Raw genomic sequence first — 21,192 nt, 5'->3', positions numbered from 1 at the left:
GCGCATGGAAGGCCCCGGCCACATCGTCCGAAGTCCCGCCGCGCGGTGGGGGCTGCTCACCCTGCTGTCGCTCCTCGTGCTCTCCGCCGTCCCCCTGTCCGCGGTGACGTCGCTGGGGACGCTGAAGGAGGGCTACACGGACCATGTGCGCCACCCCTACGTGGTCTGGGTGGGGCTGCATCACGGGCTCCAGGCGCTCTACACCGCGCCCCTGGGCGAGCTTCGCGAGGGCATCCCGTACCGTCAGGCCACCAACCACTGGCTGGACGTGCCCTACGTGTATCCGCCCGGCGCGCTGGTGCTCTTCCTGCCCCTGGCGCTCGTGGGCGAGTGGGTGCCCCTATCGCCCCAGGCCTTCGGGCAGGTGTGTCTGTTGTACCTGCTCGCCTTCGCGCACGTGGCGCTCTACGCGGTGCTGCGGCTTCTGGACGGACAACCGGCGGGAGGCCGCTGGGCGGTGGGCGTTCTCTGCTGGCTGGTGTTGATGCGGCTGGCGCTCAATGGCCAGTACGACGGCGCGTGGCTCGTCTGCGGGGTGCTGGCGCTGGCGGCGCTCGCGCAGGACCGGCCGGTGGTCGCGCTGCGGTGGCTGGCGGTCGCGGCGCTGTTGCACTACCGGGCGCTCGTCCTCATCGCGGTGGGCGTGGTGGCGCTGTGGCGCGCGGTGCACGGGCGTCCGGTGCGTCAGTGGCCGTGGGGCACGCTGCTCGGGGTCGCGGCGGCGGGGGCCCTCTGCGTGCGCACGTTCCTGTGGATGGCGCCGCTGGCCGCGCAGACGGACGCGGCGACGCCTTCCATCCTGGGAGAGCCCGGCACGGTGGCCCTGGTGATGGGCTTGAGCGCGGCGATGCTGGCGCTGTCCTGGCGCGGCTCGGATGGGCTCGTGGTCGCGTCGGTGGGGCTGGGCGTCGTGCTCGCGGTCATCGACACGCGCCACTGGTGGCATGCCTCCGCGCTGCTGCTGGTGCCCCTGACGGTGGGCGTGCTGCGCGCGCCGCGCTGGCCCACGGTGGTGCGCCTGGGGCTCGTCGTCTGGGCGGGGGCGCTGGAGATGGCCGTGTGGTACGGCAGTCCCCTCTGGTTGTTCCGCGACCTCAACCGTTTCCTGCGGATGGTGTGACCGCTCAGCGGGGCAGGACGCGGAGGCGGGCCTCGTCCCAGACGAGCCCGTAGCGTCGCAGGAGGTCCTCGATGCCCGCGCCCGCCCGGGAGGGGCGCGGACGGGGTGAACGCCACGGCGCGCACGGGCTCGCCCATGTCGAGCCGCGGCAGGGGCTGACGCCGCGCCACGTCCCACGTGCGCACCGTCTTGTCCGTGCCGCCCGACGCGAGCCTGCGCCCCGTGCTGTCAAAGGCCAGGGTCCAGACCTTGCCGGTGTGCCCCTGGAGCAGCCCCACGGGCCTGCCGTCGGACACCGACCAGAGCTGGATGTCCGGGTCGCCCGCCACCGCGACGAGCGCCCCATCCGGGCTGAACGCCACCGCGCGCACGGAGCCCGTCGCTCCGGGCAGCTCCAGCAGCACCCGCCCCCGAGCGCGCATCCAGCACGAGCGCCTTCCCCTTCAGCGTGCCCACCGCGATGCGCTCGCGGTCGGGGCTCACCGCCAGGGACACCGCGGCCTCCGCTCCCCCCGGCGCTGAGCCCCCGTCCGTGATGCGCCAGCGCCGCCAGCCGTCCTCTCCCCCCGCCAGCAGCTCGCGCTCCTGTGAGAACGCGAGCGCCTCCACCCAGGCCCCCTGCGCGCTCAGGCCCCGCTCCGCGGGGACCTCCGGGCGGCGCCACACGTTCAGGACGCCGTCCATTCCCCCCGAAGCGAACGTGCGCCCGTCCGGCGACAAGGCCACGCTCATCACGAAGGCGTGATGCGCATCCAACCGCTCCAGCAGCGCGCCCCCGCGTCCGTCGATGAGCTGCACGCGCCCATCCCATCCGCCCTGGACCAGGAGCTGGAACCCGCCGTCGATGGCGGCCACGGAGACGCTGCCGTCATTGCGGAACACGTCCGTGAGTTGTCCGGACCGGGCGTCCCAGAAGCGCACGGCCCGGTCGCCCGCCGCCGTCATGATGCGCTGTCCATCCGAGGAGAACGCGCCCGCCTCCACCTTCTCCCCGGGGCCCACGAGTCGATGGACCTCCCTGCGCGACGCCAGGTCCCAGACCCGCGCGCCGCGGTCCGCGCTCGTGGACAGGAGCCGCCCGCCGTCCGGGGAGAAGGTCACCGCGATGACGTTGTCATCATGCTCGAAGCGGAGCAGCTCGGCGCCGGAGCGCACGTCCCAGACCCGGACCGCCTTGTCCAGGCCTCCGGAGGCCAGCCGCCCGCCGTCGGGAGAGAAGGCCAGCCCGAGCACGACGTCGGCGTGGCCCGGAAGCACCGCGTACGGCTGGCCCTGGCGCCAATCCCAGATGCGGAGCTCTCCAGGCCTCCCCGCGGAAGCCAGCCAGCGGCCGTCCGGGGAGAAGGCGACGGCGTGGACCTCGGCCGTGTGGCCCTTCAGCTCCGCCATCAGCTCGCCGCGCTCCACGTCCCAGAGCCGGACGACGGAGTCGTAGTGCCCGGACGCCAGCACCCGGCCGTCCGGCGTGAACGCCAGGGCCAGCACCGACCCGGGATGTGCTGCGACCAGCGAAGCGTGGAGGCGTGCGCCACCGCCTGGCCCTGGCCCCACTGCGCCGCGAGCGAGTCCCGCGACGCCCTGGCGAGCGCGAACGACGCCGCCGCCACGCCCCACTGCCGGGCCCCGGTAGCGGCTCCGCCCCGGGCCTCATGGATGCGGGCGCGCAGCTCCCGCCCGGTGGCGGCGTCCGGCGCGCCGTCACTGGCGGACCGGTGCGCTGAACAGGAAGCAAGCAACAGCGCGAGACACCACCACCGCATGAGGCTCCCTCCGGAGACAGGGCACGGCTTGCCTGGGCGCGGACCGTCCGCACCTTTGGGCCAGGACCGTAGCCCGAATGGGAGGACGTCATGCCGGACAAGGCGACCGTTGAACGAGCGAAGAAGGACCTGCGCGAAGGCAAGAGCCCCAGCACCGCCGCGGGTGAGTTCGTACACGAGGAACTGGAGCACATCCGCGGAGGCGAGCACGGCGCGCGCTCTTCGAAGCAGGCCATCGCCATTGGCCTCTCAGAGGCGCGCCGCGCGGGCGTGCCGTTGAAACCACCCAGGAAGGAGCAGGCCTCCGCGCGCACACGGCGCTCCGCGAAGAAGGACCTGGAGGTGGGCCAGCAGGAGCGCAAGCCTCGGGCTCCCTCGAAGAAGCGGAGCAAGGCCATCGAGGGGGTGCTCCAGCGCGAAAGCCGTCAGGCGGCGTCCAAGCAGGCGCTGTCCGCTCAGGCGAAGAGCGCCTCACGCCGGAGGAAGACCACCGCCCGCAAGACGGCCGCGCGCAGAGCGGCGGCGACCCGCAAGTCCTCCAGCCGGCCCCGGAAGTAGCCGCCATGCCCGCCACGATGAAGAAGCCGCGCGGCCCCACGGCCTCTCGCAAGCGCACGGCCACCGCCTCCCGTGGAAAGGCGAAGCGGCGCACCTTGTCCCGCGAGGTGACGGAGCACAGTGACGCGATGACCTTGGAGGACCAGGTCTTCAAGCGCACTCCGAAGGAGATTGCCCGCTCGGTGAAGCGCTCCGCGGAGCGCAGCCACCGGCGCAAGACGTCGCCGTTCCAATCGGCCATGTCGATGCTCTCGTTCTACGGCAACCGCGCGGGCCGGAACCTCCCGGCGTCCCGCAAGCGGGCGCTCCAGGAGGCCAAGGAGGAGCTGCGCAAGCTGTATCACCGCCCCACCCAGGCGCCCTGAACTCGGGGCTACAAGCCCGTCGGATAGGTCTCCGGAGCCTCGCCCCGCTCCCATCCGGCGGTGCGCTCCAGCGGTTCGAGCGCACGCGTCTCATCGATGTGCAGCAGGGCGTCGAACTGCTCCGGCAGCCGGGTGTGGAAGTAGTGGCTCATGCGCTCCGTGTCGGGCCGGTAGATGACGCCGATGGCCCGCTGCAGGCGCCGCTCGCGGAGCGCTCCGGCGGCCTCGCCCAGCTCGCGGAGCTCCAGCAGGAAGCCCGGCAGGCCGACCTGATGGAAGAGGGACTCACAGCTGCCCGCCAGGCCATGACGGATCCGCTTGCGCTCGGCGGAACCTCCCCAGCTGGAGGCCGCGGTGACGGTGCCCCGGTACGTGCTGAAGCCGATGAGCCGCGTCGCGTCCCGGTGCCGCTGGCGCGTCAGCTGTCCCAGGTTCACTTCCCCCGAGGCGCCCATCTCCGTCGCGCGCGCATCCCCGACATGCGAGTTGTGGGCCCAGACCACGACCCGAGCGACCCCCATGCGCCGCGTCAGGAAGCCCATCAGCAGGTCCAGCGTGTCCGCCATGTGCGTGTCGCGCAGGTTCCACGACGAGACGCGCCCGTGGAACATGGACCGGTAATATTCCTCCGCGTTCTGGACGACCCGCGCGTTCTGCTCGGCCTCGAACTGCGCGTCCTCCGCGATGAACCCATCGCGGTGCAGCAGGGTCTCGCGTTCTCGCTGGAGGTCGCGGAGCTGGGCGATGACCTCCCGCTCGCAATCCGGCGACAGTCCCAGCGACGTCGCGTGGCCGTAGTCCTGTGGGTCCTCCCCGAAGTGCTCGAAGCACGCGTAGCGGTGCCGGGCTCGCTTCGCGGCCTCCGGATCCGCGCGGTCCAGGTACTTCAGCACCGCGCCCATGGAGGCATGAAGGCTGTAGAGGTCCAGCCCGTAGAACCCGACCTTCTCCCGCGCGGAGTGGCGGTCGTTGTGCGTCCGCAGCCAGCCCGTGAAGTCGAGCACGTCCGCGTTGCGCCACATCCACGCGGGGAAGCGTTGGAAGTCGGAGAGTGAGTCCACGGCATCCGCGTCGGTGCCCATCGCGCGCACATAGCGGTTGATGCGGTACGCGTCCGGCCAGTCCGCCTCGACGGCGACGGCGTTGAAGCCCTTCTCCTCGATGAGCCGGCGCGTCAGCAGCGCGCGCAATCGGTAGAACTCGTGCGTGCCGTGGGTCGCTTCGCCAATGAGCACGCAGCGCGCGTCACCGACCAGGTCCATCAGGGGGTCGAAGTCCTCCCGTGTCCCCTGGAGTGGCAGTGCGGACTCCTTGATGGCTCGCACCAGCAGTCCATCGTCTCGGCTCGCCATGGTGTCTCCTCCCCCGTGTCTTCAACACTTGGGTCGCGCAGGCACCGAAGGAAGACAGCGGACGGCCATGCGGGGCCCCAGCACCTTGACCACCCCAGGTGCGGGGCTGGATGTTCCAACCCATGCCCCAGCGCGCCCCCTCGCTTTCCCAGACGCGGCTTGCTGACGTGACCGCCTCCCTGCGCGGCCATGTCGAGCGCGGTGAGCTGCCCGGCGTCGTCGCACTGATTGCCCGAGGCGCCACCGTGCACGTCGACGCGCTGGGCATGCAGGGCCTTACGGCTTCCGATGCGCCCATGCGGCGCGACAGCCTCTTCCGGCTTGCGTCCATGGCCAAGCCCATCACGGCGGTGGCCACGTTGAGGCTCGTGGAGGACGGGAGGCTTCCGCTCGACGGTGCCGTGGATCCATGGCTGCCGGAGCTGGCGAACCGCCGCGTCCTGCGCACGCCCGATGGGCCGCTCGACGACACCGTCCCCGCGAGGCGGGCCATCACGGTGCGCGACCTGCTCACGCTGCGTTGGGGATTGGGTGCGGTGATGGCGAAGCCCGGCACGCATCCCCTCCAGCGCGCCATGGCCGAGGCCCATGTGTCGCCCGGCTTCCACGTGCTCACGGCTCCGCCCGACGAATTCATGCGGCGGCTGGGCACGCTGCCGCTCCGCTACCAGCCCGGGGAGCGGTGGGCCTACCACACCGGCTACGAGGTCCTCGGCGTGCTGGTGGCGAGGGCCTCGGGCATGCGCTTCGACGACTTCCTGCGCGAGCGGCTCTTCGCTCCATTGGGCATGAAGGACACGGCGTTCACCGTGCCCGCGGAGAAGCTCGACCGGCTCACGACGGCCTGCTCGCGCGACCCTGCCACGGGAAGGCTGGAGGCGTGGGACACGCCGGCGGACAGCTTCTGGTCGCGGCCTCCCGCGTTTCCTTCAGGAGGTGGCCAGGGCGGGCTGGTGTCCACGGCCGATGACCTCCTCGCCTTCTGCCGGATGCTGCTCAGCGGAGGAAGGCATGGGAACACCCACCTGCTGTCCTCCGCGAGCGTCCGGGAGATGCTGACGGATCAGATTTCGGAGGAGCAGAAACTCCGCTCGCCCTTCTTCCCCGGCTTCTGGGATGCGTCCGGGTGGGGCTTCGGAGGGGCCGTGTGCACGAAGCCGGATGGCATCTCCCCCACCGCGGGGCGCTACGGCTGGGCCGGCGGCTACGGCCCGACGTTCTTCATTGATCCGCGCCAGGACCTGACGGCCCTCCTGTTGATCCAGCGAAACGCACAGGGCCCCGAAGACGGGGCCCTGGCCTTGGAGTTCTCCAAAGGCGCGTACCAAACGCTGGAGAACTGAGGCCCATCCTCAGAGCGCCGGGGCGGGCGTGGCCGCTTCGGCCTGGGCGCTCGCGGAGGAAGCCGGGGCGGCGCCACGCGCGGCGGCGTCCAGGTTCGCGAGGCCCCGCTCGAACTCCTTGCCGAGCATCGTGTCCATGTTCACGACGAGCGACATCGCCTTGCCCATCAGGGTGTTCTCGCCCTCCATCGCCCAGCTCACGCGGGTGCCGCCATTCTCCGGAGTGAGCGTGAAGGTGGCCTGGTTCGTGGCTTCGAAGGGCTTGAAGAACTCCAGCTTGAGGACGACGCGAGCGCCGGGCTGGCTCTCCGTGATGGTCATGCGGCCGTCCCCGGACTCACCGCCGGCGCAGGTGAAGCTGGCGCCCGGACCTTCGTTGGGTCCGTCGAAGGACTCGGTCATGCCGGGCACGGGCTCGGAGCGGAACGGGTTCCACGTATTGAACCGGTGCAGGTCGTTGATCAGCGCGTAGACGGTGGCCGGGGGCGCACCGACGTGCGCGTTGCGCTCGATGCGGAAGCGGTCCGGGCGGGTGGCGACGAAGGCGCCCAGGGCGACGACGAGGACGAGGGCGGCGACTGCGAGCTTGGTGGCCATGGAAGGCTCCTGTTCGGCGGAAGAAGTGCTCCCGGCTGAGCGGGAGGGTTCATCTCCACGTCGAACGAGGGGCCGCCGGATCGACACGGCATTTTCCGCCCCATTTTACGCGCCCGGGAGTGCCCCCGGAATACAGCTCACTTCACGGCAGGGCGGAGGGCCTGGAGCCGCGCCTTGTCCAGCTTCGCGGCGATGCCCACGCTGCGCCCCGCGAGGTTCGCGACGCTGTACTGCACGGAGCTGCCCAGCACCTGCGCGCTCTCCGACAGCGTGAGTCCGTAGTCCTGCTCCAGCCACTGCGTCATGCCCTGCGTCGCGGAGCGCAGGGCGTCATCCAGCGAACCGCCCTGACCCAGCGTCATCAGGTGCGTGGGCGACTCCACACGAGGCGTGGCCGGAGGCGGCTTTCCGTGCAGGACGTCCACGGTGAACTCGACGTCCATGGAGGTCTCCAGCGCGTACTGGGACGTCTCGCCGTCGCCCTGCGCGGCGTGCGCATCGCCCAGGTACAGGAGCGCGCCAGGCTGCGCCACGGGCAGGTAGACGGTGTTGCCCTCCACGACCTCGTTGAAGTCCATGTTGCCGCCGTAGCGGCCGGTGTCGCCGGTGGACAGGGGCGCGGCGCCGAAGCCGGGCGCCACGGCGAGACCGCCCAGCATGGGCCGCAGCGGTACGGTGAAGGCCTTCAGGCGTTCCGTCGGGTTCTCCGGCGTCGCGACGCCGCGCTCGGGGTCGAGCTTCCAGCGCACGGGCTTGCCCAGCTCCGTCGCCTTCGCGGCGAGGCCTGTCGTGAGGGCGCGGCCCACGATGCTGTCCAGGCTGTCCGCGAACGAGCGGTTCAGCTTCAGGCGGCGGATGCGGATGGCCAGCGTGTCGCCGGGGTTCGCGGTGGCGATGAAGAAGGGCCCGGTCTGAGGGTTGCCGAAGAGGGCGCGGGTGACGCCCTTCGAGTCCATGCCGCCGGAATCGAGCGTCGAGGTCCGCACGGTGTCGCCCGGCCACACGGTCAGCACCGGCGCGCGGTGCGCGGTGAACTCGTTGGACCAGGACGCGGGCGTGAAGTCATGCACGCGCGGAGGGCCCTCGGGGCGAGCGGGGAGCAACCGGGCCGAGAAGGAGTGGGACACCCGCGCCTTCGGGTTGTTGCTGTCGGGATAGTCCGCGGTGCCGCGCAGCATGTCACCGCTCACCTTGCCGTCGAAGACATAGGTCTGCTGGCGCGAGTCCGTGACAACGAAGTGGACGGCGTTGCCCGAGCGCTCCCCCTTCAGCGCGTCTCCATCCAGCACGCCCGTGAGGTGCTTCCCGTCACGCTCCAGCGTGAGGAACTGGTAGGCGGGATTGCCCCACAGGTCGGTCGTCACGAGCCAGGACTCAGAGGCCGCGAGCGCGCCAGCAGGCAGACAGCAGAGGAGGACGGCAAGGGAACGGATCATGGGCAATCGCAGTGTAGAGGAACGGCCCCAGCCCTGCGTCGCATCAACCAGTGTCCGCAAGCCCGCGACCACGCATAGGCCTCCCCAGCCCCCAGCCATGAGCGCCATCCAGGGGCTGAGAACATGAGAACCCGCAGGGGGCGCCCTCTCCGACGGCACCCGGCCAAAACTTGTCCGACTGTCGGACAGGTTTGAAAGGCACGGCGGGAGCAGCCCGCCTCGACCGGGCGGCCGAAACCTGTCCGACGGTCCGACAAGTTCGGAACGGTGCGACCGGGAACGGCCCGCCTCGACCGGGCGGCCGAAACCTGTCCGACTGTTCGACAGGTTCGGAACGGTGCGACCGGGAACGGCCCGCCTCGACCGGGAGGCCGAAACCTGTCCGACTGTCCGACAGGTTCGGAACGGTGCGACCGGGAACGGCCCGCCTCGGCCGGGAGGCCGAAACCTGTCCGACTGTCTGACAGGCTCGGAACGGTACGGCAGGGAGCAGCCCGTTTCGGGCAGGCGGCGAAAACATGTCCGACTGTCCGACAGGCTCAGAACGATACGGCTGGGAGCGGCTCGTTTCGGCCAGGAGGCCGAAACCTGTCCGACTGTCCGACAAGTTCGGAACGGTACGGCTGGGAACGGCTCATTTCGGCCTGGAGGCCGAAACCTGTCCGACTGTCCGACAAGTTCGGAACGGTACGGCCGGGAACGGCCGACTTCGGCCTGGAGGCCGAAACCTGTCCGACTGTCCGACAAGTTCGGAACCTGAAGCATCCCCTCATCTGAATCAGATGAGTCCGAAGGCCTCTCGGAAGACGGAGTGCTCGCGGACGAGTTGTCCGAATCGCTCCACCAACGGGCGGAGTCGTTCATCGCTCATGCGCGGCATGGCCATGAAATAGTAGGTGCCTTGGGTGAAGAGCGAGTGCGTACGCCGCTTCACCGTATTCACCTTCAAATGCTTGTCGTACCCCAGCGCCTCCCCCGCGGCTCCCAGCAGCGTCAGAAGGACCTGAGCCAGGGCGCTGATGAGCAGCAACCTGTCTCGACGCTCCGGCGTCTTCACGCGCACCTGCTTCAGCCCCATGCCGAACTTGAGGTCCTTCACATCCCGGAACGTCTCCTCGATGGTGAATCTCCGGGCGTAGACGTCCAGCACCTGCTGTGCCGTGGCGTCCGTGCGGCTGGTGGCCAGGCACCAGGAGTCTTTCATGCCCTTGCGTTTCACACACACCACGGCCCCCGCCTGTGCCATGGAGGTGGTGACGCGTGCGCCTCGGAGCACCTTCGCGCGTCCGCCTTCCGGGACCCACTCGGCCGCGCGCTTCGTCACCTCATCCTCGGACGTGACGAGCACATCCGCACGGAAACGCACCACGTACTCGAAGCCCAGTTGCCGCAAGAGCGCATAGAACTTCGCATCCGCGAAGCCCCGGTCCGCGACCACCGTCACCTTCACCTGCGAGGCAATCACCTCGCGCAGGCGCTGAAGCGTCTGGTCCTCCACCAGCTGCCGGTTGCCCACGGAGGCGGACTTCACCAGCGTCGTCCACAAGAGCGGCGTGGCCCGCCCATGCTGGGTGATGAGGCTGGCCACGAGCGTCTCCTGGTCGTCCTGCTCGAAGTCCGTCCAGTCCAGCGAGATGACCGCCTCGGTCCGCTCCGCCAGCACGAAGGGCACCCAGGACGCGAAAAGCTTCCAGACGTCGAAGCCCCCATTCGATAGCAGTCGGTCCACCTGCTTCACCGCGTGCTTGGACGTGACGTCCTCTCCACGCGCCCACGCCATCGCCTTGCCGATGGCCGCCACCGACAGGCTCGCCGCCTGCACCGCCCCCAGCGTCGCGTGCGACAGGGACAGGAGTCGTTTGACGTGCAGGTCGTCCTCGAAAACCTCCGTCAGAAACGCCCGCACCTGCTCTTCGTCGATCGCCACCTTGCGACTCATGGTGGCTGCCTCTTTGCCCGACTGCCAGCTCCATCGCACTCAGCTAGCGAGCGACCGTATGCTGATCAACTCGCTAAATGAGGGGATCCTTCAGGTTCGGAACGGTACGGCTGGGAGCGGCTCATTTCGGCCGGGAGGCCGAAACCTGTCCGACTGTCCGACAAGTTCGGAACGGTACGGCTGGGAGCGGCTCATTTCGGCCGGGAGGCCGAAACCTGTCTGACTGTCCGACAGGTTCGGAACGATGAGGCCGGGAACGGCCCGCCTCGGCCCGGACGCCGAAACTTGTCTGACTGTCCGACATGTTTGAAAGGCACGGCGGGAGCGGCCCGGTTCGGGCCGGCGGCGAACCCCTGTCCGACTGTCGAACAAGTTCGGGACCCTGCGGCCGGAACGCTCCCGTATCGGCCAGGCGGCGAAAACCTGACCGACTGTCGGACAAGTTCGGAACGCTGTGGCCGGAGGCGTCCGCGTCCGGGAGGCGGAGACCTGTCCGACTGTCGGACACGGTTGGAACGGCGAGGCCGAGAGCATCCGCTTCGTCGCGGTAGCGGAAACCGGTCCAACCGTCGGACAAGTTCGGAACGGGTGCGGCTGGGATGCTCCCGTTTCTATTCCAGCCGCAGAAACCTGTCGGACAGGTTCGGAACCGCGCGGTCGGGATGCGCCCCGTTTCATCCGAGCCTCGGAAACCTGTCCGACTGTCGGACAAGCCCGGGCCAGCGCGACTGGGAGTTGCCGCTTCGCCCAGCCAGGTACCGGAGACCTGTCGGACCGTCCGACAGGTTTGGAGAATCGCGGCGGGGAGCACCCGCTCCGCCCAGGAGGCGGAGACCTGTCCGACTGTCGGACAGGTTTGGCTTACGCCGCCCCGGCAGCAGGGTCATGCCTTGACGCCACGCAGCCCCCGTCAGCGCAGCCGCTGACCGAAGGCCCGCAGGCGGTCGCGGGCCTTCAACAGCTTCTCCCGGGGAATCGAGAACACCGCGCGCACACGCTCCGGGTCGCCGCACCACGCGCCGCCGTTGAGCACCACGTGGGTGTGCTCGTAGATGATGCGCGGCAGGTTGTCCGGCGTGAGCTTCACTCCCTCCATCGAGCGCCCCAGCCACGCCGTCATCCTCGGCGCGACGAACAGGCCACCCACCTCCGTGGCCTCCGCGCGGCCGTCGTCGGGCAGGGCCTCCGCGATCAAGGCCCGCTTCTCCGCCAGGTCGCGCCGCATCCGCGCCAGATAGCTCCTCAGCGCCTTGTGCCTCGCGACGTAGAGCAGCTGTCCATCCGGTCCGCGCGCATGGGCCGCGTACAGGTATGCCGCCGCTCGCGCAGTGGGCGTGTGCAGCACGCCCGGGGCGCTGTCTCGCAGCGCCGTCACCAGCGCCCGGTCCTTCGTGGCCACCCAGCCCACCCGCAGGCCTCCGGCCGCGAACTCCTTCGACAGTCCGCCCAGCAGCACCGTCCGCGCGCCGATGCCGGGTACCGCGCCCTCCAGCGTCACCGGGCTGTGCACCGTCTCCGCCGTGGGGTTGGTGAGGTTCACCAGGCCGAAGATTTCATCCGATATCCAGAGGCAGCGCTGCTCCACCACGAACGTCGCCAGCGCCATCAGCTCCTCGTGCGACAGGTAGTGTCCCGTGGGGTTCGCCGGCTGAGACAACACCACCGCATCCGGCGGCCCTCCCCGCGACCGGCGCGACAGGAGCGTGCCCACCGGCCCGGTCTCCACCTCGCACCCCGCAGCGAGGAACGTGGGCGCGAGCACGCCGTAACAGGGCGTCACCAGGAACACACGCGGCGCCCGCCCCAACCGCTGGCGCAGCGCCACGCCCAGATGGTGCATGAGCGGCCAGACACCGGGAGCCACCACGACGTCCTCGGGGGCATAGCGGGCCCCTCGCGTCTCCAGCAGGAAGGCCGCCACGGCCTCCGACAGCCCCGTCTGCGCTCCCTCCGAGCGCGGCGCCACGCCCGCCGCGATGAGCCCCTCCACCAGCGGCAGCGGCAGCGGGCCCTCGTTCTCGCCGTAGTCCAGGCGCACGAGCTCCGGGTCGTCCTCGCGGAAGAACTTCGGCGCGAACGCCGGCAGCGCCTCCAGCTTCGCGATGCGCTGCGAGCGCGGCAACGGCACCTCCGGCACCCGGTGCGGCGAGGGCGGCTCCGGCTCCGCGAAGGCCATGCGGAAGGCGAGCAGCTCGGAGAAGGTGCGCTCGTAGAACCACTCCGCCAGGACGCTGATGCGCGAGTACGTCACCTCCGCCGCCACCTCCAGGTCCGCGCGCAGCCGCTCCGGCACGGGCAGCAGCAACGTCAGCTCCAGGTCCGGCCACACGGCGTTCTTGATGAGGCCGTACAAGATGACCAGGTTGGGCGCGTGCGGCGTCCGCGCGAGGAACTCGAAGAGGGTGCGCGGCTCCACCTCCCCGGTGATGTTGAAGAAGGCGCTCTCGTCCAGCACTACCCAGATGCCCCGCCGCGCGGCCTCCGTCACGATGTCGCGCAGCACCGCCAGGTTGGTGCGCTCGCCCGGCTCCACCGTCAGGAGCACCGCCTTCACGTCGAAGGCCGTCAGCAGGCGGCGGATCTCCCCCAGCGTGTCGTGCGTCACGGTGGCGCGCACGCCCGCCTTGTCCAGCGCGCGGGCATAGAGCGGATGCAGGCTGCGCGACACCAGCACCGCGTCCCCGGGGTCGCACGTGGCGAGCAGGAAGGAATAGACGGCCTGCTCGCGCTCGGGCGCGACGAACACCGAGTCCTCCGACAACCTCAGGCCGAAGTGGCGGTCCAGGTAGCGCGCCACCAGCCTGCGGAAGGACGCGTCTCCGGCCTCGTGCGCGTAGGGCAGGTACGGCGCCTGCGACAGCCGCTCCGCGAGCGCCGTGACGAACCCCAGCTGCTCCGCGGACGCCGCCCCCAGATCCAACTCCTCCTGGAGCGCCGCGATGCCCAGCGAGCGCAGGGAGGAGCGCAGGGCCAGCGTCTCCCGGGGCAGCGACAGGTGCGCCTCCCACACCGCCACCTCGTGCCAGATGGGGTGACCCGCCTGGAGCCAGCCCAGCGCCGTCGCCGCGCGCAGGGGCTCCGGGCTGTGGGCCTCCATGAAGAACTCGAACTCGCGCCCGGTGCGCTGCTCCAGCGACACCAGCGGGCGGATGTCCGTGTCCGCCGCCTGCATCACCCGCCGCGCCACGCGCACCCGGGTCGTGAAGCCGCGCCGGGTGAACATCCGCGCGATGATGGCGCGCCCCGGACGGCCCGCCAGGTTCAAGAGCAGCCGCCCTCCCGGCAGCAGCCGCTCCGGCGCCTCATTGAGCAGCCGCGCGATGAGCCCCAGGCCGAAGTGGTCCTCGTAGACGTTCTGCAACGAGGTGTAGTTGGACAGGTCCAACAGCGCCTGCTCATCCGCCTGCGCCAGCTCCGCGGGCAGCTCGTCACCGCGCAGCACCTGCGGGATGCACCCGACGATGAAGTCCCACGTGGGAGTCTGCGGCAGGCTCAACAGCAGGTCGCTCTCCCCGAACGACAGCCGCGACACCAGCTGCTCGTCGCCGTTGAGCCACGCATTGCACAGCCCCACCGCCGGGGCCTGCGGGTTCAGGTCCAGCCCGCGGATGCGCTGGAGCCCCGTGAACTTCGCCAGCGCGATGCAGATCCACCCGGAGCCGGAGCCCACCTCCACCAGGTGCTTGCCGGCGTACTCGTCCAGGGGGACCTTCAAGAGCCCCTCCAGGAACGTGAAGGCCCACGCCTCGGGCGCGAAGATGGACGGCGGAATCAAGAGCTCCAGCCGCTCCTGGGACGCGCCCACCGCCACCACCACCGACGCCAGCCGCAGCGGCGCCCCCTCCGGCTGGTTCCGAGCCAGCTCCGCCAGCTCGCGCAGCTCCGCCAGTGCCCGCGGGCGCTCCTCCGGCCGGGACAACGCCTCCGAAAGCGTACGCAACTGGACAAAGGCTTCACGGGCTGACGCGGGATAGGTGGCCATGGCGCACCCGACTGTCCGGGCCCGCTTCCCCTCTGTCAACGACAGCCTTTCCCGAAAGCCTGACGCGATGCAGTACGCATTAACAGATTGTCATTCCCAGTTTACACGGGAAATCTTGCATCAAACGCCAGTAAGCAGCGCCCACCGGGCGGCACCTCTCGCCCGGTGAGGACGCCCATGAAAAGACAGCCGCAACTGGCCTTGCTCGCGGTGTTCGCCGTCATCCTGATACACGCGCAGCCGGCGCGGGCGCAGATCGCCGCCGCGCACGTGTATCACAATCACATGCCCAACTTCTGGGCGTACTACGACCTGACCCAATACAACGCGACGCCGGTGGGCGGCCCCATCCGCTACGCGTATGACGGGCAGGTCATCCAGATCAAACAGTCGCCCCCGTCCAACTACACCTATTTCCTGCCGTCGGGCGCGCCCATGCCGCACGACGACCTGGTGACGTACTACTCGCACCACGCGAAGGTGGGCGCGTATCAGTTCTGGCCGCCGGACGTCGCCGCGGACATGAAGACGAATGCCTCCACGGGACAGGTTCACGTCACCATGTCCGGCGCGGTGGTGAACAACGTCAACGACCTGGTCACCCGCCGCAACGTGTCCGGCTACGACAACGCCAGCTGGGGCGCGACCTGGAGGGACCGGTACACCACCCTGCGCACGCCCGCGGGCAACCGCACGCTGGACCTCATCCACTTCACGGGCCACCACTCCATGGGGCCGCTGGTGGGGCCGGACTACTTCCTCAAGGACCTCATCTACCAGAACGCCACGCTGTCCCAGTCGTACTTCCTGGGCACGGGCTTCACGTCCTCCAAGGGCTTCTTCCCCACGGAGCTGGGCTTCAGCGAGCGGCTCATCCCCACGCTGGCGAAGCTGGGCGTGAAGTGGGCCGTCATTGGAGACAACCACTTCTCCCGCACGCTGAAGGACTACCCGTTCCTCAACGACCCGGGCTCGGACACGCTGGTGTCGCCGCCCAACCGCGCGGACCTCCAGAACACCAGCACGGTGGGCGCGTGGGTGAGCGAGGCCATGGCGCACGAGCAGCAGGTCATCCGCAACAAGTATCCCTTCGCCTCCACGCCGCACTGGGTGCGCGCCGTGGACCCGGCCACGGGCGCCGAGTCGCGCGTCGTGGGCATCCCGGTCAACCAGAACGGCTCCTGGCTGGAGGGCTGGGAGGGGCAGGCCACCGTGGACGTGGTGGGGCTGCGCAACTTCGAGGGGCTCACGCCCCAGAAGCAGTTCTTCGTGCTCGCGCATGACGGCGACAACTCCGGCGGGCGCGCGGGGTCGCTCGACACGTGGCTCAACGGCCGCGCCGTCACCTGCACCGGCGGCGTGCAGTGCCTGGGCATCGACGAGTACCTGGTCAACAACACGCCCGCGACCACGGACGTGGTGCACGTGCAGGACGGGTCCTGGGTGGACACGCGCGACTCGTCGTCCGACCCGCAGTGGCACCACTGGCGGCTGCCGTTCGGCATCTGGAAGGGGCAGTTCCCCGACTTCAACTCCGCCACCGGCCTCAACCTGGCGCCCAAGACGAACCTGAGCGGCGTGCAGGAGGGGATGACGGTGTCGCTGGAGCACGGCTGGCACTACCTGGAGCGCAACTTCGCGCTGCTCCAGGCCGCGCTCAACTACGCGAAGACGGCCGAGCAGGTCTGGCTGGACGCGCACCCCAACCACTGGAAGCCCACCACGGCGCTGGACTCGCAGGTCACCTACGCGGGCAACCAGCTCAACCCGTGGATGCTGTCCTTCCCGGTGAAGGGCGACGCGGCGAATGACTGGGCGGGCGGCGCGAACCCCGCGGAGCTGGCCTGGTACTTCCTCCTGCCGGCCATGGACTCCGGCTTCGGCTACTACGACGAGAACGTGGACGACAACGTGAAGCCCACGCTGTCCTTCAACCAGTCCCTCTCCTTCTCCAAGCCGTACGTGCAGGACCAGCTGGCGCAGGACCGCACGGGTCCTTCCATCTGGTGGCCGCAGCGCTGGCCATACAACCCGGGCAGCGCCAACACCGACAAGTCGGAGGGGTGGACGCTGCACCACTTCGACAACAACTTCGCGCTGTATACCTATGCGTTCGACGTGAGCGGCATCGCCAGCATCAAGGCGCGCGTGCGCGTGCACACGGCGAAGAGCATCGACCCGTTGGACAACACGCCCCGCGTCTACGATCCGGTGGCGCTGAAGGCCTCGGGCGTGCCGAACATCGACCCGTCGCGCGTGGGCGCGTGGGTGGATTACCCGCTCCAGCGCCGTGAGTTGCGGCCGGTGATGAACGGCGTGGCGTGGCAGCCGGCGCACCTGCCGGTGATGCAGAAGGTGGCCGCGCAGGAGATTGGCGACCTCTATTACGTGTACCTGGGCGCCTATCGCGACCAGGTGCTCGACTACTACGTCGAGGCAACCGACGCGCGCGGCAACGTGACCCGCAGCGAGCTCCAATCCGTGTACGTGGGCGCGGGGAGGTACCGGCTGGAGGGCGGCAAGTACATCGAGGACCTCAACGGCTCGGTGGTGGGCACCTATCCGTTCCTGCGCGTGGACACCACGGCGCCGTCGGTGCCCACGGGGCTCGCGGCGACGCGCACGGACCGTTCGGTGACGCTGACGTGGACGGCCTCCACGGACAACGTGGGCGTGACGGGCTACCAGGTGTTCCGCAATGGCACGCAGGTGGGCTCGCCTTCCACGACGAGCTACACGGACAGCGGGCTCACGGCGGGCACGGCGTATAGCTATACGGTGAAGGCTCGGGACGCGGCGGGAAATACCTCCGCGGCGAGCAGCGCGCTCTCCGTCACCACCCTGCCCCCGGACACCACGGCTCCGTCCGCGCCCGCGGGGCTCTCTGCTTCAGGTGTCACCAGTTCTTCGGTCGTGCTGAGCTGGACGGCCGCCACGGACAACTACGGTGTGAGTGATTACCTCGTGTTCCGCAATGGCACCCAGGTCGCTGCGCCCACGGCGACGACGTACACGGACACGGGGCTGTCCTCGAGCACGACATACAGCTACACCGTGAAGGCTCGCGACGCGGCGGGCAACACCAGTGTCGCCAGCGCGGCGCTCTCCGTCACCACCGGCCTGGGGTACACGACGACGGTCTATTACAAGAAGGGCTTCGCCACGCCGTACATCCACTACCGGCCGGCGGGCGGCACGTGGACGACGCCTCCGGGTGTGCCCATGCCAGACGCGGAGGTGGCAGGCTACGCGAAGTACACGGTGAACCTGGGCTCCGTGCAGCAGTTGGAGGCGGACTTCAACAACGGCAGCGGCACGTGGGACAACAACAACGGCAGCAACTACCTGTTCCCCCCGGGCACCTCCACGTTCAACGCGGGTGTCATCACGACAGGCGCGCCGGTGAGCGACACCACGGCGCCGTCGGTGCCCACTGGCCTGACGTCTCCGTCGAAGTCCGCGACGACGGTGTCCTTGAGCTGGACCGCGTCCACGGACAACGTCGGCGTGACGGGCTACCTGGTGTTCCGCAATGGCACACAGGTGGGCACGCCCACGTCCACGAGCTACACGGACAGCGGGCTGTCCTCCAACACGGCCTATAGCTACACGGTGAAGGCACGCGACGCGGCGGGCAATACGTCCTCGGCGAGCACCGCGCTCTCCGTCACCACGTCCACCAGCGGAGCCACGGTCACGTTCAGCGTCACGGCCAGCACGGTGATGGGGCAGAACGTGTACGTGGTCGGCAACGTCGCCGCGCTGGGGAGCTGGAGTCCAGCCAGTGCCATCCTGCTGTCCCCGGCGAACTACCCCACGTGGAGCGCGGCCGTCGGACTGCCGGGCTCCACGGCGATTGAGTACAAGTTCATCAAGATGGACGCCGCCAACAACGTCACCTGGGAGAGCGGCGCCAACCGCACCCTGACGACGCCGGCCACGGGCACCTCGGCCGTGAACGACACTTGGCGCTGAGCGGATGAACGCACCTCGCGGCGGGCCTGGAGGCCGGGCCCGCCGTCGGGTGTAGTGTCGGGCCCAGGAGACGCCCGATGCAGCCACGAATCGCCGCGACTGCGGATGACACGGATTGGCGGATGCCCGTGGGAGGCCCCGGGCTGCTGCTGACCGTTCCCTCCTGGGGACACTGGCTGCGGCGGCCCCTGCTCCATGTCGAGGCCACCCGGCCGTACCTTCTGCGCGTGATGCACGGCGGGCAGCCGCTGTTCTGGATGCGGGTTGATGACTTGTGGGAGGGGTGTGCCTGGTTGCGCGGCCCGGCGAACCTTACGGGCGCGATTCCTCCCATCACCGCGGAGGAGGCCCGGCGTTACCCGGACCCGGGTTCACCCGGCTGGTGGGCGGCGTGGAGCCGGTCCTGGATCCGTCGGTTCGACGAGGCCACACCTTCACTGCTTCACGCCGGGCGATGGTGTTTGCGGCCCCTCCAGGCAATTCCCACGACAAAAGCATCGGGCTATCCCTGCATGCCCAGCGCAGGAATGGGGGAGTTGCCCGAGCCCCCCTGCGCGCTCGACAGGGCTCTGCGCTCCCAGCCCTTCCGCTCGGAGGCCTGGTCCTGGGCGGAGTCCGATGAGCTTGTGGAGCGCAGCGGCGGAGTCATGCAGCTTCGTGCCACGTCGATAGAAGGGGACGGACGGGTGAAGGCATGGCGCAAGCACGCGCGGGACGGAACGCTGCCGCCGGTCCTGCTGCTCTACTTCGCGCTGGTGCAGAAGTGGCTCGTGGTGGATGGCCACGACCGGTTGCACGCGGCGCTCCTGGAAGGCCGCGAGCCGCCGTTGCTGGGGTTGTGGAGCGTCTTCGAGAAACCCGTGCCGGAGGATGAAGGGACGCGAAACCGCCGGACGGGTTCCCTGCTCGCGGCGGAAGTCCGCCTCCGCTCGAAGCCGGGCGACGTGGAGACCGTCAATCAACGCCTCCTTCGCGCACACGAACGGGTTCATCGGCTCGCGGTCACGCGTGCGTTCCCGCTGCGAGGAGGCGCCGCGACCTGGAAGGCGGAGGTCACCGCCTGGCAAAAGTGGTCGGGCGTCACGGTCCAGCCAGACGACTGGGAGGCCTTCGTCAGCGGGCCTCGGTAACGGAGGATTCCACCGAGGGAAAGTTGGAGCCGAAGCGCTCCCGGAAACGTCAGACCGGCCCGGTATGAATCTCCCTGCGCAGCGCCATCCAGGGCGCCGCCGAAAGGGTTGCCTTCACAATGAACATGTCATTGATTTCCCTCGGGCTTTTGGTCGGCATGACAGGGGTCGGCTGCGCGGGACTCGACGAGGCCGAGGCGATGGACGCCTCCATGCCGGCGGACGCGACCTCCCAGGTCGCCCAAGGCCTGGTCACCCAGGTCACCGGCACCAGCGCGGTCACCTTCGTCGCCACGTCGGGCAACGAGACGAAGCCGTACGACCAGTCCGCCACGTCGGTGGTGGCCTACACGCGGGACTCAACGACCGGGGCGTTCACGGCCTATCCGGGCACGGGCTCCGCGGACGGCACCCTCTCCGTGCCGAACGTCCCTTCCGGCCGCATCTACCTGAAGCTGGGCTCGCGCTACCTGGTGAGCACCGGCCGCGCGTTCGACCTGGGCTCCACCGAGTGGGGCCGCGATGGCACCTTCCCCACGCTGCCCACTCCCGTGACGGTGTCCGCCACCGGCCTGTCTCCCTGGCAGCCGGGAGACTTCCTGGACATGTATTCGTTGAACCCGGGCGCGTTCGGCTACATCTCCGGCAGCGCCACGGGGTTCCCCCTGGCGGGCGCCACGTCGCTCTCCGGGCTGAGCTTCGATTACGCCAACATGACCAACCCGGTGCTGCTCGACAGCGGCCTCGGGGATGTGTTCTCGCTCGCGCAGATGCGGTTGCAGACGAGCGCGAATGGAGTGCCCTACCGCGCGATGCACAGGGTGCTCGACACGAGCATGACGCAGGTGGAGGGCCAGCCCGTCACCGTCAGCGGAACCTTCACCCAACCCGTCGAGACAGGCACCTTCGCGGTGGACTGGAGACGCTCGGCCTTCGAAGCCCTTCGCACCCAGGTGAACCCGGGCGCGGTCAGCACGTACAGCGAGATCTGGATGTCCGCCCGGCCGGCCGCGCTGAGCTCGGCGCTCGCGTCCATCAGCGGGCCGCCACTGCTCGTGAAGCTCAATCCTGACACGCAACGGACCGACATCGTCACGGGGAGCATGACCTACAACAACCCGCTCCCGGCGACGTGGCAGAAGGTGGCGCTCGCCGCCGCGGGCTTCACGAAGAGCTACGCGCTGGGAACCGCGGCGCCCTACACCATGAGCGTGGACATCCGCGTGGATCAAGAGGCGAGCGCGTTCACCGCCGCGCCCGTGCAGCCCCTCGTCGGGCCGGTGCAGGCGCCCCAGGTGAACACGCGCGGCGCGTTCCAGAACCTCACGGGCGTAGGGATCGACGCCTCGCTGCGCTGGTCGAAGCCACTGGTCGGCACGGCCACGAACTACGTGGTGAACATCTACCGGCTGGGCACGAGCAACGGTTCCACCACCGTGACGCGCGTGGCGGCGCTGCACACGGATCTCCAGAGCGTGTACCTGCCCCCGGACGTGCTGCAGGCGGGCCAGACGTACTTCGCGGAGATCCAGAGCTGGTACCAGCCCGGCTCCGACCTCGCGACGAGCCCGTTCAAGCGCTCGCTGCCTCGAGGCCGCGCCAGCGTGCTCACCGGCATGTTCAGCCCGTAGGCGC

At 69.6% G+C, this 21,192-nt stretch carries 12 protein-coding genes and 2 pseudogenes; 7 read left to right on the top strand and 7 right to left on the bottom strand.

Annotation, left to right across the window (positions count from 1 at the left end; all coding sequences use genetic code 11):
* Window positions 1-4 precede the first annotated feature (4 nt).
* Window positions 5-1,120, top strand: coding sequence for a hypothetical protein (locus KYK13_RS08410; protein WP_223643468.1), 1,116 nt, complete (start codon window positions 5-7; stop codon window positions 1,118-1,120).
* Between the two features lie 224 nt (window positions 1,121-1,344).
* On the opposite strand, the pseudogene KYK13_RS08405 reads toward KYK13_RS08410, so the two are convergent.
* Both KYK13_RS08405 and KYK13_RS08400 read right to left on the bottom strand, forming a co-directional pair.
* A pseudogene (locus KYK13_RS08405) lies at window positions 1,345-1,542 on the bottom strand (WD40 repeat domain-containing protein); the annotation flags it as partial.
* A 289-nt stretch (window positions 1,543-1,831) separates the two neighbouring features.
* Window positions 1,832-2,605, bottom strand: a pseudogene (locus KYK13_RS08400) (WD40 repeat domain-containing protein); the annotation flags it as partial.
* 365 nt (window positions 2,606-2,970) lie between these two features.
* On the opposite strand from KYK13_RS08400, the gene KYK13_RS08395 reads away from it, so the two are divergent.
* Window positions 2,971-3,438 (top strand): DUF6496 domain-containing protein, encoded by a 468-nt coding sequence (locus tag KYK13_RS08395; protein ID WP_223643466.1) that lies wholly within the window; start codon window positions 2,971-2,973, stop codon window positions 3,436-3,438.
* Between the two features lie 5 nt (window positions 3,439-3,443).
* Window positions 3,444-3,803, top strand: a complete 360-nt coding sequence (locus KYK13_RS08390) for a DUF3175 domain-containing protein (protein ID WP_223643464.1) — start codon at window positions 3,444-3,446, stop codon at window positions 3,801-3,803.
* An 8-nt stretch (window positions 3,804-3,811) separates the two neighbouring features.
* Here KYK13_RS08390 and KYK13_RS08385 read toward each other — a convergent pair whose 3' ends face one another.
* Window positions 3,812-5,155, bottom strand: coding sequence for an erythromycin esterase family protein (locus KYK13_RS08385; RefSeq protein WP_223643462.1), 1,344 nt, complete (start codon window positions 5,153-5,155; stop codon window positions 3,812-3,814).
* 122 nt (window positions 5,156-5,277) lie between these two features.
* Here KYK13_RS08385 and KYK13_RS08380 point away from each other — a divergent pair, with 122 nt between their 5' ends.
* Window positions 5,278-6,498 carry a serine hydrolase gene (locus KYK13_RS08380; RefSeq protein ID WP_223643460.1) on the top strand — a complete coding sequence of 407 codons (1,221 nt, stop codon included), beginning with the start codon at window positions 5,278-5,280 and terminating at the stop codon, window positions 6,496-6,498.
* A gap of 9 nt (window positions 6,499-6,507) precedes the next feature.
* On the opposite strand, the gene KYK13_RS08375 is transcribed toward KYK13_RS08380, so the two are convergent.
* The 4 genes from KYK13_RS08375 to KYK13_RS08360 form a co-directional block, all read right to left on the bottom strand.
* Complete coding sequence (locus KYK13_RS08375) at window positions 6,508-7,095, bottom strand: SRPBCC family protein (RefSeq protein ID WP_223643458.1); 588 nt, start codon at window positions 7,093-7,095, stop codon at window positions 6,508-6,510.
* A 137-nt stretch (window positions 7,096-7,232) separates the two neighbouring features.
* Entirely contained in the window at window positions 7,233-8,531 is a 1,299-nt protein-coding gene (locus KYK13_RS08370; protein WP_223643456.1) for an acetamidase/formamidase family protein, read from the bottom strand.
* Between the two features lie 778 nt (window positions 8,532-9,309).
* Window positions 9,310-10,470, bottom strand: a complete 1,161-nt coding sequence (locus tag KYK13_RS08365; protein ID WP_223643454.1) for an IS4 family transposase — start codon at window positions 10,468-10,470, stop codon at window positions 9,310-9,312.
* A 910-nt stretch (window positions 10,471-11,380) separates the two neighbouring features.
* Entirely contained in the window at window positions 11,381-14,452 is a 3,072-nt protein-coding gene (locus KYK13_RS08360; RefSeq protein WP_223643452.1) for an aminotransferase class I/II-fold pyridoxal phosphate-dependent enzyme, read from the bottom strand.
* Between the two features lie 177 nt (window positions 14,453-14,629).
* On the opposite strand from KYK13_RS08360, the gene KYK13_RS08355 reads away from it, so the two are divergent.
* The 3 genes from KYK13_RS08355 to KYK13_RS08345 all read left to right on the top strand — a co-directional run bounded on the left by KYK13_RS08355 (window position 14,630) and on the right by KYK13_RS08345 (window position 21,188).
* Window positions 14,630-18,427, top strand: a complete 3,798-nt coding sequence (locus KYK13_RS08355; protein ID WP_223643450.1) for a carbohydrate binding domain-containing protein — start codon at window positions 14,630-14,632, stop codon at window positions 18,425-18,427.
* A 647-nt stretch (window positions 18,428-19,074) separates the two neighbouring features.
* Window positions 19,075-19,557: a hypothetical protein gene (locus tag KYK13_RS08350; RefSeq protein ID WP_223643448.1), complete on the top strand. Its 483-nt coding sequence runs from the start codon at window positions 19,075-19,077 to the stop codon at window positions 19,555-19,557.
* Window positions 19,558-19,676: 119 nt separating this feature from the next.
* Window positions 19,677-21,188 (top strand): ABC transporter substrate-binding protein, encoded by a 1,512-nt coding sequence (locus KYK13_RS08345; RefSeq protein WP_223643447.1) that lies wholly within the window; start codon window positions 19,677-19,679, stop codon window positions 21,186-21,188.
* The last annotated feature ends 4 nt before the right edge of the window (window positions 21,189-21,192 follow it).

The organism is Corallococcus sp. EGB (genome assembly GCF_019968905.1).
In the GTDB taxonomy this organism is placed as follows: Bacteria; Myxococcota; Myxococcia; order Myxococcales; family Myxococcaceae; genus Corallococcus.
The sequence above is the reverse complement of the archived record's forward strand: the minus strand, read 5'-3'. Positions and strand labels throughout refer to the sequence as shown.